Below are 16409 nucleotides of genomic sequence, written 5' to 3' on the forward strand. Positions count from 1 at the left end.
GGCACAGGAGAAAGTCTCCTCGCTTCACGGTACTCCTCCAGGTTCCGGGAGGGGAGCCGCGTCCGGATGTGCGCAGGGCATGTGCTCGGGCTCGGAGGCCTGCCGCGATAACGTGGGGGAATCTGCCGTTCAACAGGCATGAGCAGGCACAAAACGGCGTTGCTTCATGGTCACGTGGCGATACCCGGAGGTTCCTCCTTGTGCGCTGCCCCGCGAACGCGGTCCGTCTTCCTCGGGCTGCTGCCCTGGTCCGAACGCGTACAGGTGGCCCGGGCGCTGCGGACGGAGACGGTCGGCGGCCTGGTGCTTCTGGGCGCCGCGGTGGTGGCGCTGGTGTGGGCGAACACCCCGTGGAACGGAAGCTACGAGTCGCTGCGTGACCTCCACTTCGGCGTACCCGCGCTGGGGCTGGACCTCTCGGTGCAGCACTGGACCGCCGACGGCCTGCTCACCGTCTTCTTCCTGGTCGCCGGTATCGAACTCAAGCGCGAACTCGTGGCCGGCGGGCTGAGCACCCCGGCCATGGCGGTCCTTCCGGTCGTCGCCGCGGTCTGCGGCATGGTGGTACCTGCGGCGATCTACCTGACCGCGGTCACGGCAGGCGGCGGGCGGGCGGGCGGGAGGCTGGGCGGTGCCGATGGCCACCGACATCGCCTTCGCCCTGGCGGTGCTCGCCGTACTCAGTACCCACCTGCCCACCGCTCTGCGGGCCTTCCTGCTGACCCTCGCGGTCGTCGACGACCTGGGCGCGATCCTCGTCGTTGCGGTGTTCTTCTCCAGTGGTCTGCAGCCGGCCGCGCTCGGGGGAGCCTTCGCCGGACTGGTGGTGTTCTGCCTGTTGCAGCGGTTCCGGGTGCGTGGCTGGTGGTGGTACGTGCCACTGGGCGTGGCCATCTGGGCGCTGACCTACAACGGCGGGGTGCATGCCACCGTGTCCGGGGTGGCCATGGGCCTGGCCCTGCGCTGCGTCCGCGACCGGGGAGCGGGGGAGGACTTCTCGCCCGGGGAACGCACCGAGTACCTCTTGCGACCGGTGTCCGCCGGCTTCGCCGTGCCGCTGTTCGCCCTGTTCGCCGCCGGAGTGAGCATCTCGCTCCCCGCGCTGGGCGAGACGTTCACCCGGCCGGAGCCGCTGGGCGTGCTGCTGGGACTGGTCGTCGGCAAGTCGGTGGGGATCTTCACCGGAACCTACCTCGCCGCCCGGTTCACGCGCGCCCGGCTCAACCCTGACCTGACCTGGGCCGACGTCTTCGCCCTCGCGGTGCTGTCCGGTATCGGCTTCACGGTCGCTCTCCTGATCACCGAGGTGTCCTTTCCCGACCCGGCAGCCGCCGGGCAGATCAAGGCCGCGGTCCTGCTGGCCTCGGTGCTCGCCGCGGGCCTGGCGTCGCTGCTGGTCAAACGTCGTGACCGCATCTACCGCAAGCTCTGGGAGGCGGAGAACCGCGACGAGGACGCCGACGGCAGCCCCCACGCCCACCAACAGCACACGGACAGACCCGCGCCCGGGTCGCCCGGCGTGGACGGCACGGTGACCTTCATCGCCGTCTCCCGTCGCCGGGCACCCAGGCTCACGGTCAGATCACGCGGAAGAGGTCGGCCGCGGCGTGGACGTCGGTGAGGTCCTCGACGGAGCGGAGGTTGTCGCACAGGGCGTCCAGGACCGAATCCGCCGCGGCGGCGCGCGGGGCGCCGACGGCCACGCCGAAGACCCGGAAGCCCAGCCGGTGCTTGCGCTCGTTCCAGCCCCGCATCCAATCCGCGGTGACGCCGCAGTCGTCGTCGGTGATCAGCACGATGTCGCCGCGCGTGCGGGCGGCGTCGTCGAACTCCTCCTCCAGCAGTTCGCCGGCCGCCGTCAGCGGCGTCTGGTAGCTGGTCCCGCCGCCGAGGAAGGTCTCCGCGAAGTCGACGACCTGGTCGAGACCCCCGTCCCCGGCCCAGGTGAGGGATCGGTCGGTGCCCCAGGGAACGGGGCGGTCGGTGCCTCGGGGGGTGCCTGGTGGGCGGTCGGCCGGGAAGCGGAAGACCTGGAGCTTGCCGGGGGCCGAGAAGAGGATGCCGACGAAGTCGCGGCCGGCGTGGCGGGCCTGGTCCAGCAGCGCCAGGGCGCAGGCCTTGGCCCACGCCTCCCGGGTTACTCCGCCGGGCCCCGCCTCGTACATGGAGTGCGAGGTGTCCACGCACGCGATGACCGCGCCCCGGCCCGTGGCCTGCTCGCCCTGGGTGTCGTAGAGCATCAGCTCCCCGGCGGCGTAGCGCGCGGCGAACACCGCGCGCAGCTCGGGCAGGCCCAGGCCCGCCAGCTCGGAGGGGATGACGCGGGAGAGGTCGTTGCCGAGCGTGACGCCGACCAGCTCACCCGTGGTGTTCTCCACCTTGCGGGCCCGCTCGCCCTCGGCCATCTGCCGGAAGCGCCCGATCAGCTCGGCCCACTGTGCGAGGCGGCCGGTGCGCAGCCGCTCGGCGAGCCGGGCACGCCGGTCGAACGGCATCCGCTCCAGCTCGCCGGCGCCGACGCCCCACGCCCGCATCAGCGCGGCCTCCTTCCGTACCGTCTCGGCGGCCTCGGCCACGCCGTGCCGTGCGGCGGCGCCGATGCCGGGGACCGCCGCCCCGAGGGTCCGCGCCGCGGCCCGGGCGGCCTGGTCGGCCCGCCGTGCCGTGGCCTCGGCGGTCTCGGCCGCCCGTCGTACGGCCTCGGCGGCCGGGTCCGGCACGGTGTCCGCTCCGTCCGACCCGTCCGCGTCCGCTGCCTGGGCCGCCTCCGCCGCCTGCCGGAGCGCCTCGCCCACGGCGGTCGCCGCGTCTTCCGCGTCCCGCCGGGCCCGCTCCGCCTGCTCGGCGCTCTCCCGTGCCTCGCGTGCCTCGCGGGCTTCCCGGGCGTGGGCCAGCATCCGGCGCAGTGCGGTGGCCTGGGCGAGCACGGCCATGGCGGCGGCGTAGGGGTCGCCCGTGGTCTCCCGGCGCAGTGCGGCGAACTCCGGGGACTCCACCAGTGCGGTGATGATCTGGTGGTTGACCAGCCGGGAGGGGGCCATCTCCGCGGGCTCGCGGAGACGGGGGCGGGCCCGGTAGGCGGCCAGGAACGCGTCGGTCAGCAGGTCGGTGGTTCCGTCGTCACGCTGGTCCAGCTCCTCGGCGAGGTCGCGCAGTGCCGCCGACTGCTCGTAGGTGTCGCGCCAGGCGATCAGGTCGGACCGGTCCGCGACGACGACCGCGGTGTGCCGCTCGGGGGCGGCGGACAGACCCAACCACTTCCCGGCCCGTGCCGCCAGCTCGCCGAGCGCGGCCGGGGGGCGGTCGCTGCGGGTTCGACCGCTGCCGGTTCGGTCATCACTATCCGTCCGGTCACCACCCGTCCGGTCACCACCGGTCCTGTCCCCGTGTGGGCCGTTCCCGTCGAGGCCGGTCCCGTCCCTGCCGTTCATGAGTCCGTCCCGCCCGTGCTCACAGCTCGGCCTGCACCATGCTCGCGTCCATCCCGAGGGCCTCGGTGAGGATGCGGGCCCGGACGGCGCGCCGGCGGCCGGTGACGCGGTCGATGGCGGCGGTGGAGCGGCCGGCGCCCACCGCCTCCTCGCGCAGCTTCTCCAGCCGCTTCCCCGCCATGGCGAGCTTGTTGTGGGCCTTCTTGATGACCCACTCGCTCAGCGCCTCGCGGGACTGTCCGGCCATGGCGTCGAGCTGGGCCTCCAGCTCGTCCAGGGCGTCGGCCAGGTCGAGCACCTCCTTGGCGTCGGGGTTGACCAGGTGCAGCACCTCCCGCTCGACGGTCGGGCGTTCGGCCGGCGAGTTCCACAGGACGTGGGTCAGCAGCGACAGGTCGGTCTCGGCGACCGCCGGGCGGCCGTCGAGGTAGGCGGATGCCTGGAGCAGGCCCACCGCCTGCCGCCAGCGGCGGTCGGAGGCGACGAGTTCCTTGCGGCGCAGGGCGGCCCGCAGCGTGCACACCGCGTCCACGATCGTGTCGGGGACGTCCACGGCCGGGACGGCCTCGGTCACCGCGTGCCGCAGCGCGGCCAGCTCGACGGTGGTCCGGGTCGGTGCCGCGGGCCGGCTGACGGCGGAGCGGACCAGCGCGGCGAAGTTCGAGGGGTCGGCCAGGTACCCGACCTCGATCCGCACCAGCAGGCGGTCGTAGATCGCGGCGGCGTCCGCTTCGCTCGGCAGTTCGTTGCTCGCCGTGATGGCCCCGATCAGGGGGCAGTGGATCGGTTCGCCGCCGTTCTCGGGGTGGTAGATCCGCTCGTTGAGGTAGCCCAGCGTCTCGTTCAGCGCCGCCGTGGAGCACTTGAAGATCTCGTCGATGAAGGCGACGTGGGCGGTCGTGGCGCGGCCGTCGTAGATCTGGCGGTACTCGCCGCGAGCCAGCGCGGCGACGTCGATGGGGCCGAACATCCTGGTCGGCGCGGTGAACTTGGACAGGAGGATCTCCCAGTACGCCGCCCCCTCGATGCGGCCCGTGAGTTCCCGGGCCATCTCGGACTTCGCCGTTCCGGGCGGGCCGAGCAGCAACGAGTGCTGTCCGGCCAGCAGCGTCACCATCAGCGTCCGCACCACGTCGGCCCGCTCGTAGAAGCGGTCCGACAGCTCGCCGCAGATCGTCCGCAGCCGCTCGGCGGTCTCCGGCGCTTCCTGTCCCCCCACGTTCCCCACGTTCGACTCCCTCGGTCGCGATGCCCCGCCGAGCCTACGAGAGCGCCGTGACGCCGCCGTCTCGTCGCCCGGGGGCTCGAGGTCAGACCGGTTCCGGTTCCGGTTCCGATTTCGATTCGGGTTCGGGCTCCGGTCGCCGCGGTGCCGGGATCTTCGGTTCCCACCGGGTGGTGGTGCGTACGTAGCCGAGGATCACCGAGGCCGTCGCCAGGACGAGCAGGGGGCCGTACAGCAGGGGGTGGTCGGCCATCTCCGGTGCCAGGAAGCGGTAGGACAGCAGGAGGGCGGTGAAGACCGCCGTGCCGTGGGCGACCAGCCGGAGTCCCGACCGGTCCCAGCCGCGGTCGTAGGCGCGCAGGGCCGCCTCGATGGTGAGCACGAACACCACGCCGGCCAGGAGGTCGGCGCCGTAGTGGTAGCCGAAGCCGAGGGTGGCCGCGAGGGTGGCGACCAGCCAGAAGGTGCCGGCGATCCGCAGGACGCGCGGGCCCTGGCGGGAGTGGATGTAGATGGCGGTGGCCCAGGCGGTGTGCAGGCTGGGCATGCAGTTGCGCGGGGTGAGCCCGTCGAACGGCATGGGCTGCGGGGCGTCGGCCGGCGGGGGCGTCCGCGGCCACAGATCGGCCACCGCCCACTGCGCGCTGGAGGGGATCTCCGGCGCCCAGAGGCTGATCGGCGCCCAGTGGTCGGTGCCGGTGCCGTAGGCGAAGAGCGGTCCGACCACCGGGTAGATCATGTAGAAGGCCGGCCCGAGGAGGCCGATCAGCAGGAAGCTGCGGACGAGGTGGTGGCGCGGGAAGCGGCGCTCGGCCGCCACGTGCCGCAGTTGGTACAGGGCGACGACGACGGCGGCCACCGGCAGCTGACCGTAGATGGTGTCGAGGAAGTTGAAGCCGACGGCGCCGGTGGCCTCGACCACGCGGCCCACCAGCCACGACGGGTTGCCCAGTGCGTGGTCGGCGGCCGCCACGTACTGGTCGAGCACCATCGGGCGGGTCTTGGAGGTGATGAGCAGCCAGGTGTCGCCGGTCTTGCGGCCCGCCATCAGCAGCAGGCCCAGTCCCGCGCCCTTGAGCAGCAGGACGCGCTCCGGGCCGGTGCGGCGCGTGACGGCGACGGCCGCGACGCCCACGATGACCCACAGCGCACCGTTGCCGAAGGGGTGGCCGCCGGACGGCTCGACGTCGAGCGCCCACCGGGCCAGGAGGAACCCGAGGTCGATGCCGATCGCCGTGGCCGTCGCGATGAGGCGCTGCCGCCAGGTGAGGACCACCATCGTCAACGCCATGGCGGCGTAGAGCAGACCGCCCGACTTGGGGGCGAACACCAGCTCCCGGGCCTGGTTGGTGAGCGGCCCGGGCGTGCCGTAGCGGCGCGCGGCCAGTTCCAGGGCGACGAGGAACCCGAGGGTGACGACGCCCGCCGCGGTCCAGAGGGCCGCCCGTGGGCGGGGCCGTACGGAGGACGCCGTTCTTCCGCCGGGTCTCGGGGCGTCCTGCGGTGATATGTGTCCGTGTCTCAATTTCGGCTGCTTGCTAGGTGTGGTCATGTCAGGGCACGTTGCGATCGTCACCTTCCGTTAGAAAGCGCTTCCCTTTCACGCAGTGAGCCCGTGAGAACAAGACGGCAGGAAGGGGGTCCGGGTTGCGCGGCGCACCCCGGTCGGCGGCGCCCCTCCCGTTTGACCCGCTATGGGCAATTCGTGAATGTGTTCGAATGCGAGCGGTCGTCTGTGCTAGCTTGCGCGGCCCTTGGAGATCATCCGGAGGTGTCGCATGGCCGTACGCCGCAGAACGAACCGCACACGACTGCTCGTCCGAGGCACGCTCGCCACGACCTTGGCCCTGTCGGCCACCGGTGGCGCCCTGCCCTTCGCCCTCACCGGTGCCCACGCCGCGACGGCGGCGCCCCCGACGCTGACGATCGACGCGCCGGACCGCTACCTGCCCCGCTTCTACAACCTGGAGTCGGCGGGCTCCGCCGGCCATCTCCACCGGAGCGAGCTGGACGGCAGCGACGCCTTCACGGGGTACCGCTGGAGCCCCGTGACCGGCGATCCCCGGGCCGTCGGAAAGGACCCGGCCGACGCCTCCGAGCGCATCGGGGGCCACGCCTCCGACGTGGTCGGCGTCTACACCCCGGCCGACCGGTCGGTGGAGCTGAGGGACATGAAGGCCGGTACGTCGGACCGGTTCACGCTCCCCGACGGGCACACGTACCACGGCACCTACGGCGACACCGTCGTGACCGCGACCTGGACGGCCGGCGGCGCGGTCGACGCGCTGCACCTGCTGCGGCTGCGCGACGGACAGCTCACCGACACCCCGGTGACCGGCGAGAACGGCGTGCGCGCCACGTCGGCCAAGGTGCTCGGGGCCGGTGCCGGACAGCTCGCCGTCTTCGTCTCCGGCGACTCCACCGGCCAGATCGGACTGGTCGACCTGGCGAGCGGGCGGATCACCGGCGTGCTCAGGGGCTCGTGGGGCAGCGGCTCCACGCAGGTGGTGTTCTCCGAGACGTACGCCGGGTGGTTCGATCCGGCGTACGGCGACCAGAGGGTGCACCTGCTGCGCCGGGACGCCCCGGGCGGTGCGGAGACCACCGTCGACGTGGCGTCGACGTACGAACAGCGGTCGTACGTCGCGCTGGTCGGCGACTGGGTCGTCTCCCTGCGGCAGCCCGAGTCGTACCGCAACGGCGACGCCCCCAAGGACCGCGGTGAACCCCTGCTGGCCACGCCGGTCGGCGGCGGTGAGACCCGCACGCTGCTGCCGCACGCCCGGCTCGGCGGCACCTACGGGCTGAACCCGACGCCCGACGGCGGCGTCCTGGTCGCCGGCGGCAGCTCGGCGGGCGACTGGGCCGTGCGCAAGGTGAGCGCGCGCGCCGACGGCGGACTGGACGTCGGCGCGGTGCGGACCGTGGCGCCCAAGCCGGGCACGTACGGCGCGGTGACGCTGGCGGCCGGCGACCTGGCCGTGCAGGAGACCGACACCAACTACCTGCCCTCGCTGTACAAGCGCCACCTCGAGCTGGACGGCACTCCGTCGGCCGGCCCCCGCAGCCTGGTGGCCGAGCCGCCGCTGAGCACCGACGGCACCGGCGGCGCCGCGGGCACCGGCGCCTTCGCGCTCGGCGACGGGTCCTTCGCCTACCCGAAGGGCTCCGGCGTCGAGGTCCGGTCCCGCCCCGACGACGGCACCGTCATCACCGCCCCGGGCGGCGGGCAGATCGTGGACGCCTCCGGACGGTACGTCGTCTTCGGCCGGGGCCACGTGTCCGGTTTCGGGCAGTACCAGCAGTACGTCATCGACCGCGAGAAGCCCGGCGACGACAAGGTCCTGCTGACCCGCCCGGCCTCGGCCGCCGCCGTGTGGGGTACGACGTTCTGGACGCCCGGCGACACCAAGGGCACCGTCCGGGCCACCGACCTGAAGTCGGGTGCGACCGAGTCCTTCTCGCTCGGCACGCAGTGCACACCGACCGATCTCCAGGCCGTGGGCCGCTGGGTGTACTGGACGTGCGACGCCTCCGGCGACCCCACCGGCTCCGGCGTCTGGGACCGCACCACGGAACGCATGATCGACGTCCCGAAGGGCGGTGAACTCGGCGACGGCTACGTCGTCCTGCACGACGAGACCGCCGGCCGGCTCCAGCTCGTCGACTTCCACACCGGCGACGCCGCGACCAGCCGCACCCTGGCCGACCTCCCCGGGCACCTGGCCCACGGCTACTACGCCGTCGACCGCTTCGGCGGCGGGGTGGCCTACGTCCCCGGACGCGGCGAGCCCGGCGCCATGCGTGCCGTCGGCTCCGGCGTTCCCACCTCACCGCTCGCCGCGATCGAGGCCCACCCCGAGACGTCCGTCGACCTGTCCTCGGCCACGGACGCCCGGTGGGACGGCTCCTGGCAGCTGTCCAAGCCGGCGGCCCCCGGGGCCCGGGTGGTGGTCAAGGACGCGGCCGGCACGGTCGTGCGCACCCTGGACGCCGTACAGCGCGGCGCGGCGCTCACGGTGACCTGGGACGGCCGGCGCTCGGACGGCCACCGCGCGCACAACGGTCCCTACACCTGGGAGCTGACGGCCGCTCCGCGGGACGGGCAGGGAGCGGAGCTCAGGCTCGACGGCACGATCACGGTGACCGGTGCGGGATCGGGCTCCGGGTCGGGGTCATCGGGCGCGGCTTCGTCGGGCGCGGCTTCGGGAGCGGCTTCGGGTTCGGGATCGACGGGTTCGGGTTCGGGTGAAGGCTCCCGTGCGGGTGCCGCGGCGGGTGGCCTCGCCGCTCGCGTCGAGCGGGAGGAGACCGCCTGACGGTCCGCACGCCACGGTCCTGACGCCACGGTCCGTACGCTCCGGCCGGCCGCCCCGCGGCCGTGTCATCAGCGGTCAGCTGCCGACCGATCGCGTGGCGGGTTCCCACACGAACCCGTCCGGATCGGTGAACGGGCGGTCGGCGCCGGAGAGTACGAGGCGGTGGGAGCCGGTCCCCTCCGGGGAGACGCCGGCGACCTTGGCCAGGGCGCGGCGCTTGTACAGCGACAGCTTGACGGTGCCCGGCCCGGTGGCGAACTCGACGTACTTCCCGCCGAAGCTCTTGCCCACGGTGAGGCCCTGCTCGACGTAGAACCGCTTGCTGGCCTTGACGTCCTCCACGCCCAGCAGGAGCACCAGTTCGTCGACGTCCCGGGTGGCCGGGCCGGTGTCCTTCTTCGCCGACGTGGCGAGCTGCCAGACCGTGCCGTCCGGGGCCTGGACGACGCCGCCGTAGCCCCACAGCGACTTCGCCGCGGGCTTGAGCACGGTGGCGCCCGCGTCGACGGCGGCCTGGAACAGCGCGTCGACGTTGCCCGGCTGGGACACCACCAGCGACAGGGTGAAGCCGCGGAAGCCGGAGGCGGGCGCGTCGGTGCCGCGCAGGCGGACCTGCGCCGGGTCCAGCGCGAAGGCGGTGGAGTAGAAGCGGGCGGCGGCCTCGGGGTCGGCCACCTCCAGGGTCACGGAGTCGATGGAGTCCATGTGCTCGACGGTACGGGCGGGCGGGCCGCCGGCGCTTCTCGAGAACTGATCGGTGCCGGCGCCGGTGGGAGAGAGGTCGGTGGGAGAGAGGTCGGTGGACGGGAGATCGGTGGACGGGCGACCGGCGCGGGCGGGGTATCGGCGCGCCCGTGGTGTTCCCCACTCTGGGCCGAAAGGGCGAGTCCGGGGCGGGCTCGGCGACCACCGCGGGCCCGCGAAAATCTGTCTCGGCGAGCGCACATCTTCGCTCGCCCCGGCGTTAGTGTTGTCGCACAAGGCAGATGGTGCCGGCTTCCGCGAAGCACGGGTGCCGCGTACGCCGGGCCCCACGCCGCGTCCCCGACCCCGAAGGTGCCATGCCCGCTGAGAACACCTCCGTCGCCGGCAATCTGGACGACGACGACTACCCCGCCTACACCATGGGGCGGGCCGCCGACCTCCTCGGCACCACCCCCGCCTTCCTGCGGTCCGTGGGCGAGACCGAACTGATCAGCCCCCTGCGTTCGGAAGGCGGTCACCGCAGGTACTCCCGGCGGCAGCTGCGCATCGCCGCCCGCGCCCGCGAGCTCGTCGACCAGGGCACCCCCGTCGAGGCCGCGTGCCGCATCGTCTCGCTCGAGGACCAGCTCGAAGACGCCCGCCGGCTGATCGCAGAGCTGCGCCGGAGACTGGGCGAGTGCGGCTCGGATATCTAGTCCGGCGGCGACAGAAATATCTGGCTCGGCCATGTGAGTATTCCCGGGGAGCGAAAAAATCGCGGCCCCTCGCGCTCCGCGCTGTGCTAGCGTTACAGCAGTTGCAGTTCTGGTTACCAAAGACTTGATTCTTAGCAGAGCTTTCCGGATCTTTCCGGAGGGGTGATCACAGCGGCGACTCGGACCCGTAAAGTGCGGAGTCCGGCACTGCCCCCAAGGGAGATTCAATATGGCATCTGGCACCGTGAAGTGGTTCAACGCGGAAAAGGGCTTCGGCTTCATCGAGCAGGACGGCGGCGGCGCTGACGTGTTCGCCCACTACTCGAACATCGCCACCTCCGGCTTCCGCGAGCTTCAGGAAGGCCAGAAGGTTACCTTCGACGTCACGCAGGGCCAGAAGGGCCCGCAGGCCGAGAACATCGTTCCCGCCTGACGCCGGCGCGATCCGCTCGACAAAGGCCCGCACTCTCTGGGGTGCGGGCCTTTGGCATTCTCTCCGGTCGCATTGTCCGCGGGCCCATCGTCTGCGGGTGCACCGTCAGCGGGCGCGTCGTCTGCGGGTGCGCTCTCCGCAGTCGCACTCCGGGCGCACTCTCCGCGGCCGTACTCCGCGGACGCATTCTTTCCGGCCGATCATTTCCGGCCGTAGACCGCTCGCGACCGTATTCCCTCCGGCCGCATTCCCCGGCCGTACTCTCTCCGGCTCATTCTTGCGAATCCTCGCGCGGCTTTCCGCCGCCCGGACGGAATTCCTCGATACGCCGCATCGAGGAAGGTTCCCACCATGAACCGCACCCGCCGCACCGGCGGCCGCTCCGCCCGCTTCCGTACCGACCGACAGGCCACCCGCGCGGCGGGCGGCACGCGCGGTGCCCGGGTCCGCCCCCAGGAGTTCACCCTGCCGGCGACCCTCACCGAGCCACTTCCGGCGGCCGGGACGTTCGCCGAACTGGACATGCCCGAACGGCTGCTGGCCGCGCTCGGCGCCGAGGGTGTGACCGTGCCCTTCCCCATCCAGGCGGCGACCCTGCCGAACGCGCTGGCCGGGCGGGACGTGCTCGGCCGCGGGCGCACCGGCTCGGGCAAGACGCTCGCCTTCGGGCTGCCCCTGCTGGCCCGGCTGCACGGGCAGCGGGCCCAGTCCCGGCAGCCGCTCGCCCTGGTCCTCGTCCCCACCCGGGAACTCGCCCAGCAGGTCACCGACGCGCTGACCCCCTACGCGCGCGCCCTGCGGCTGCGGCTCGCCACCGTGGTGGGCGGCATGGCCATCGGCCGTCAGGCGAGGGCGCTGCGCGACGGCGCCGAGGTCGTCGTGGCGACTCCCGGACGCCTGAAGGACCTCCTCGAACGCGGCGACTGCCGGCTCGACCAGGTCGCCGTCACCGTCCTGGACGAAGCCGACCAGATGGCCGACATGGGCTTCATGCCGCAGGTCACCGAACTGCTGGACCAGGTCGGGCCCGGCGGCCAGCGCATGCTGTTCTCGGCCACGCTGGACCGCAACATCGACCTGCTGGTACGCCGCTACCTCCACGACCCCGTGGTGCACTCGGTCGACCCGTCCGCGGGCGCGGTCAGCACCATGGAACACCACCTGCTGCACGTGCACGACAGCGACAAGCACGCCGCCGCGACCGAGATCGCCGCCCGCGACGGGCGCGTGATCATGTTCCTGGACACCAAGCACGCGGTCGACCGGCTGGCCGAGCACCTGCGGTCCGTCGGTGTGCGGGCCTCGGCCCTGCACGGCGGCAAGTCGCAGCCGCAGCGCAACCGCACGCTCGCCGGGTTCAAGGACGGCCACGTCACCGTCCTGGTCGCCACCAACGTCGCCGCCCGCGGCATCCACGTCGAGGGCCTCGACCTCGTCGTGAACGTCGACCCTCCGGCGGACCACAAGGACTACCTGCACCGGGGCGGCCGTACCGCCCGGGCCGGCGAGTCCGGGACCGTCGTCACCCTCGTGCTGCCGCACCAGCGCCGGGCGGTGGACCGTCTGATGGCCGACGCCGGCATCACGCCCCGCACCGCCCGGGTCCGCCCGGGCGAGGCCGAACTGCACCGCATCACCGGCGCCCGGACCCCCTCCGGCGTGCCCGTCACCGTCACCGTGCCGGTCGCCGAGCGACAGGACCGCGCGGCGTCCGCGGGCCGGGGCCGCAGGGGGCGGGGCATCCGCGGCGGGAGCCGGCGCACCGCCCCGGCGAAGCGTCCGAGCCCCTGACACTCCCCGGTCCCCGAGGGGCGACCGCACGGCCGTCGCCGTGCCCCCGGCGCCCTCGCGCTCACTCGCCGACCGGGCCGGCCCCTGACCGGTCCGGTCGACGCCCCTTCCGGCGTTCCATCCCCGACCCTGTGGAGGCATTCATGCGCTGTGTCATCGCCAATTTCCCGTTCGACCTGACCAAGAGCGAGGTCGAGGAGTCGATGAAGGGCGTCACGCCCGAGGCCGTCACCGGCCTGTCCGTGAGCATCGGCCGCCGCGTCTACCCCGTGATGCAGGTCGGGCAGGTGATCACCGGTCAGGACCGCCGCGACTTCACCTCCGGCGAGATGCGCAGGGCCCTGACCCGGCTCGGCTTCTCCTGCCACGCCGCGCCCGCGGCCGGCCCGGTCGGGGACACGGCGGCCGGCGAGGGCGTGCCCCGCTGGTGACGCCCCGGTCACGGCCCGAGCGCCGAGGCCCCCGGTCGGGCTAGGCTGCCGAGGCATGAAGCATCCCGACGACCTGCTCGTCACGATCGCCGCGATGGTGGAGTCGCAGCACAGCAGCCGGATGTCACTGACCGTGGTGATTCCGGGAGCCGTGATCACGGGGCGGCTGGCCCCGGAAGCCCTGTGGAAGGAGCGCGTGGCCGAAGTCCTGCGCGACTCCGCGCACCTGAAGGAGTTCGCCCAGGCGTTCGCCACGCCACCACCCGCGGACGACGGCGACCGGCCCGCCCCCCGTGACGAGCCCACCCATCTCCACTTCCACGTCGCCCGCATCCTCCAGGGCAGCTTCGGCATCCCCGACACGGGCGGCATGTACCGCGTCGCCCTGAAGGACGTCAGCGCCTGGACCATCGGGGACATCGGCTACTCGGACCAGTGAGCGGACGGCGCCGCGCCCGTCACGGTGCCGACAGGACCAGGCGGCGGGCGAAGGTGCGGTGGCCGAGGCGTTCGAAGGCCGCGGCCATGGGGCGGTTGGGCAGGTCGGTGCCGGCGCGGACCACGTCGGCACCGGCCTCCTCGGCCAGGAGGCGCGTGGTCTCGGCGAGGAGGTCGTCGACGTAGCCGTTGCCGCGGTGCTCCGGGAGCACGCCGAGGTAGCCGACGACGTGGGAGTCGGTGTTGCGGGAGGGGGCGGCGAACCCGACGGGATCGCCTCCGGTGGTCTCGGCGACGCGCCACCAGGAGCGTCCGCCCCGCATGGCGTCGCGGTAGAAGGCGACGTCGGCGCGGGCCTGGGCCTCGGCGCCCATCGTCTCCGCCTCGGCGCGGGAGCCGGCGTCGAGGGTGCCCGCCGGCACCCGGCGGAAGAGGCCGACGAAGACCTCGTCGTCCGGCTCGGGACGGAACCGGAGCCGGTCGGACGCGGCGGGCGGCAGCCGGTCGGACGCGGCGGGCGGGCTCGGCGTACTCGTTCGGCATCCACCCGACTCCGGGGCTGTGGCATGCATCACATGACGCAGGCGAGGAACTCAGGCGGGGTGTGTCCCCCTTCCCCCCACAGGAGGCGATCATGTCGGACACCCTCAGCCGTCCCAACGCGGATGAGGCCCGGTCCGGTGCCGGGCAGACGACGTCGCAGGGCCGCACCGGCCCGGGAACCCCGGCCGAGACGCGCGGGCGGACCACCATCGCGGACAGCGTGGTGGAGAAGATCGCGGGGATGGCCGCTCGCGAGGTGCAGGGCGTCCACCGTCTCGGCGGCGGGGTGGCCCGGACCGTCGGCGCCGTCCGTGACCGGGTCCCCGGTGGCCGTCCCAGCGTGACCCGGGGCGTCAAGGTCGAGGTGGGGGAACGGCAGGCCGCCGTCGACCTCGACCTGGTCGTCGAGTACGGCCTGTCCGTCGTGGACGTCGCCGCCGAGGTCCGCACCAACGTGATCACGGCCCTGGAGCGCATGACCGGGCTGGAGGTCGTCGAGGTGAACGTCGCCGTCCGCGACGTCCACCTGCCCGACGAGCAGGACGAGGACGAGGAGGAGTCACGGGGACGCGTGCGGTGACCCGCGTCCGGCCCGGGGCGCCGCGTCCGGCCCGGGAGCGGAGAGCTGTGCCATGAGCGGCGTCGACGTGAGCGTCGAGCGGGTCGTCCCGCTGCCGCCAGGACCCGTGGCCGCGTACGCCATGGACTGGCGGCACGACGCCGAGTGGACGCAGGGCATCCGGACGGCCCGGCTCACCCGGGAGGCCGCCGGGGGCGGCTTCGGCGTCGGCGCCGAGGTGACGCGTACGGCGTACTTCCCGGGGCGGCGCATCGACTACGTGCTGCGGGTCGCCGCCTGGGAACCGTCCCGGCTGCTGGGCATGGTCTCCGTGGCCGGCCCCCTGCCGATGCACGTCACCTACACCTTCGAACCGCACCCGGACGGCACCCTGGCGCGCATCCGGGTGCGGGGCGGCCAGGGCGGCTTCTACCGCCTGGCCGCCCCGCTGCTCGCCCGCCGGGTCCGCGCCGCACTCACCGAGGACCTGCGCGCCCTCCGGGCGAGGCTGGTGGGCGGGGGCCGACGGGGAGCCGGGGGCGTGGTCAGCCCTTGGTCGCCACGTAGTACACGTTGATCGGGTCGCCCTCGATCGTCTCGGTGCCGACCTGGGTGAACCCGGCCTCGCGGAGCATCCGCACCGCCGTCTCCTGCCCCCACACCGTGCCCAGGCCGGCGCCGCCGGTGCTGAGCGAGGTGGTCATGCAGTAGAAGACCGAGAAGCCGTACAGGGCGGGCCCGAAGGGGTGCCCGAGGTTTTGCTCCAGTCGGCTGGACGCGGCGATGTCGCACATGAGGAACGTGCCGCCGGGCCGCAGGGCGCGGTGGATCGCCGCGAGGGTCTCGGCCGGGCGGGCCAGGTCGTGGATGACGTCGAAGGCGGTGACGAGGTCGTACTCGCCGGTGATCCCGGTGGAGTCCGCCACCGTGTACCGGACGTTGTCCAGGCCCGCCCGGGCCGCCTCGGCGCGGGCCGCCTCGATGCCCTCCGCCGACTGGTCCAGGCCGTGGAACCGGCTCGCCGGGAAGGCCTTGGCCAGGACCAGCGGGGCGTGGCCCTGACCGGTGCCGACGTCGAGGGCGTCGATGCCCCGGCGCAGCCGCTCGGGCAGCCCCGGCACGAGCGGCACGATCACGTCGACCAGAGCGGCGTCGTACACCCGGGCGGTCTCCTCCGCCTGGAGCGCCTGGAAGCGCGGGTAGGCCGAGTACGGCACCCCGCCGCCCTCCCGGAAGCAGCGCACGACCTGCTGCTCGACCTCTCCCATGAGCGAGATGTACGGCATCATGCCGGCGAGGTTGTCCGGTCCGGCGGCGGTGGTCAGCGAGGCCGCGTGCTCCGGGGGCAGGCTGTACGCGGCGTGCTCCGGGTCGTACTCGACGAAGCCGCCGACGACCATGCCGCCCAGCCATTCGCGCACATAGCGTTCGTCGAGGCCGGCGGCCTCGGCGATCTCGGCACTGGTCGACGGCGGCAGCCCCGCCATCGTGTCGAACAGGCCGCACTGGTGGCCGACGCTGGTGAGCAGCGCCAGCACGCCCTTGTTGAGCACGTCCGCGACCTCGGCGGCGAACGCCTCCTGCCGGGCGGGATCGGGTGGCGCCTGCTGCGCTTGGAGACTCGACATGGCCGTTCCTCCCGGGTGGCGTGCGGGCGGGTACCGGCGGCGCCCTGAATTACCCTGGTTGCCACATTAGTCCGGGTGTTGGGGGGGGGGGGGGGGGGGGGGGGGGGGGGGGGGGGGGGGGGGGGGGGGGGGGGGGGGGGGGGGGGGGGGGGGGGTGGGGGGGGGGGGGGGCGGGGGGGGGGGGGGGGGGGGGGGGTGGTGGGGTGTTGTT

At 73.4% G+C, this 16409-nt stretch carries 14 protein-coding genes and 1 pseudogene; 9 read left to right on the forward strand and 6 right to left on the reverse strand.

Features of this window, described 5'->3' with window-relative positions:
* The first annotated feature begins 198 nt into the window (after positions 1 to 198).
* Positions 199 to 1621 (forward strand): annotated as a pseudogene (gene nhaA, locus ACZ45Q_RS09310) (Na+/H+ antiporter NhaA).
* On the opposite strand, the gene ACZ45Q_RS09315 reads toward nhaA, so the two are convergent.
* The 3 genes from ACZ45Q_RS09315 to ACZ45Q_RS09325 all read right to left on the reverse strand — a co-directional run bounded on the left by ACZ45Q_RS09315 (position 1578) and on the right by ACZ45Q_RS09325 (position 6208).
* Positions 1578 to 3254, reverse strand: coding sequence for a vWA domain-containing protein (locus tag ACZ45Q_RS09315; protein ID WP_468257225.1), 1677 nt, complete (start codon positions 3252 to 3254; stop codon positions 1578 to 1580). The pseudogene nhaA and the gene ACZ45Q_RS09315 overlap by 44 nt on opposite strands.
* 196 nt (positions 3255 to 3450) lie before the next feature.
* Positions 3451 to 4659, reverse strand: a complete 1209-nt coding sequence (locus ACZ45Q_RS09320) for an AAA family ATPase (RefSeq protein WP_468257228.1) — start codon at positions 4657 to 4659, stop codon at positions 3451 to 3453.
* Between the two features lie 82 nt (positions 4660 to 4741).
* A complete protein-coding gene (locus tag ACZ45Q_RS09325) occupies positions 4742 to 6208 on the reverse strand; it encodes a phosphatase PAP2 family protein (RefSeq protein WP_468257231.1) in 1467 nt (488 codons plus the stop codon).
* A 226-nt stretch (positions 6209 to 6434) separates the two neighbouring features.
* On the opposite strand from ACZ45Q_RS09325, the gene ACZ45Q_RS09330 reads away from it, so the two are divergent.
* On the forward strand, positions 6435 to 8975 hold the full coding sequence (locus tag ACZ45Q_RS09330; protein WP_468257234.1) for a FlgD immunoglobulin-like domain containing protein: 2541 nt from the start codon (positions 6435 to 6437) through the stop codon (positions 8973 to 8975).
* A gap of 75 nt (positions 8976 to 9050) precedes the next feature.
* Here ACZ45Q_RS09330 and ACZ45Q_RS09335 read toward each other — a convergent pair whose 3' ends face one another.
* On the reverse strand, positions 9051 to 9680 hold the full coding sequence (locus ACZ45Q_RS09335; RefSeq protein WP_468257237.1) for a glyoxalase: 630 nt from the start codon (positions 9678 to 9680) through the stop codon (positions 9051 to 9053).
* 356 nt (positions 9681 to 10036) lie between these two features.
* Here ACZ45Q_RS09335 and ACZ45Q_RS09340 point away from each other — a divergent pair, with 356 nt between their 5' ends.
* The 5 genes from ACZ45Q_RS09340 (at position 10037) to ACZ45Q_RS09360 (ending at position 13469) form a co-directional block, all read left to right on the forward strand.
* Positions 10037 to 10375 (forward strand): MerR family transcriptional regulator, encoded by a 339-nt coding sequence (locus tag ACZ45Q_RS09340; protein ID WP_468257240.1) that lies wholly within the window; start codon positions 10037 to 10039, stop codon positions 10373 to 10375.
* Positions 10376 to 10604: 229 nt separating this feature from the next.
* Positions 10605 to 10808 carry a cold-shock protein gene (locus ACZ45Q_RS09345; RefSeq protein ID WP_007383480.1) on the forward strand — a complete coding sequence of 68 codons (204 nt, stop codon included), beginning with the start codon at positions 10605 to 10607 and terminating at the stop codon, positions 10806 to 10808.
* A 351-nt stretch (positions 10809 to 11159) separates the two neighbouring features.
* Positions 11160 to 12599: a DEAD/DEAH box helicase gene (locus tag ACZ45Q_RS09350; protein ID WP_468257243.1), complete on the forward strand. Its 1440-nt coding sequence runs from the start codon at positions 11160 to 11162 to the stop codon at positions 12597 to 12599.
* Between the two features lie 143 nt (positions 12600 to 12742).
* On the forward strand, positions 12743 to 13030 hold the full coding sequence (locus ACZ45Q_RS09355) for an SCO5918 family protein (protein WP_468257246.1): 288 nt from the start codon (positions 12743 to 12745) through the stop codon (positions 13028 to 13030).
* A gap of 55 nt (positions 13031 to 13085) precedes the next feature.
* Positions 13086 to 13469, forward strand: coding sequence for a hypothetical protein (locus tag ACZ45Q_RS09360; protein WP_468257249.1), 384 nt, complete (start codon positions 13086 to 13088; stop codon positions 13467 to 13469).
* A gap of 19 nt (positions 13470 to 13488) precedes the next feature.
* Here ACZ45Q_RS09360 and ACZ45Q_RS09365 read toward each other — a convergent pair whose 3' ends face one another.
* Positions 13489 to 14040, reverse strand: a complete 552-nt coding sequence (locus ACZ45Q_RS09365; RefSeq protein WP_468257252.1) for a GNAT family N-acetyltransferase — start codon at positions 14038 to 14040, stop codon at positions 13489 to 13491.
* 62 nt (positions 14041 to 14102) lie between these two features.
* Here ACZ45Q_RS09365 and ACZ45Q_RS09370 point away from each other — a divergent pair, with 62 nt between their 5' ends.
* The gene (locus tag ACZ45Q_RS09370) at positions 14103 to 14591 is read left to right on the forward strand and encodes an Asp23/Gls24 family envelope stress response protein (protein ID WP_468257255.1); all 489 of its coding nucleotides are present in this window, start codon (positions 14103 to 14105) and stop codon (positions 14589 to 14591) included.
* A gap of 52 nt (positions 14592 to 14643) precedes the next feature.
* Positions 14644 to 15147, forward strand: coding sequence for an SRPBCC family protein (locus ACZ45Q_RS09375; protein ID WP_468257258.1), 504 nt, complete (start codon positions 14644 to 14646; stop codon positions 15145 to 15147).
* On the opposite strand, the gene ACZ45Q_RS09380 is transcribed toward ACZ45Q_RS09375, so the two are convergent.
* Complete coding sequence (locus ACZ45Q_RS09380) at positions 15116 to 16198, reverse strand: class I SAM-dependent methyltransferase (protein WP_468257261.1); 1083 nt, start codon at positions 16196 to 16198, stop codon at positions 15116 to 15118. The two genes, ACZ45Q_RS09375 and ACZ45Q_RS09380, sit on opposite strands and share 32 nt — an antisense overlap.
* Positions 16199 to 16409 lie beyond the last annotated feature (211 nt).

This window comes from Streptomyces sp. NPDC031049, from assembly GCF_055571015.1.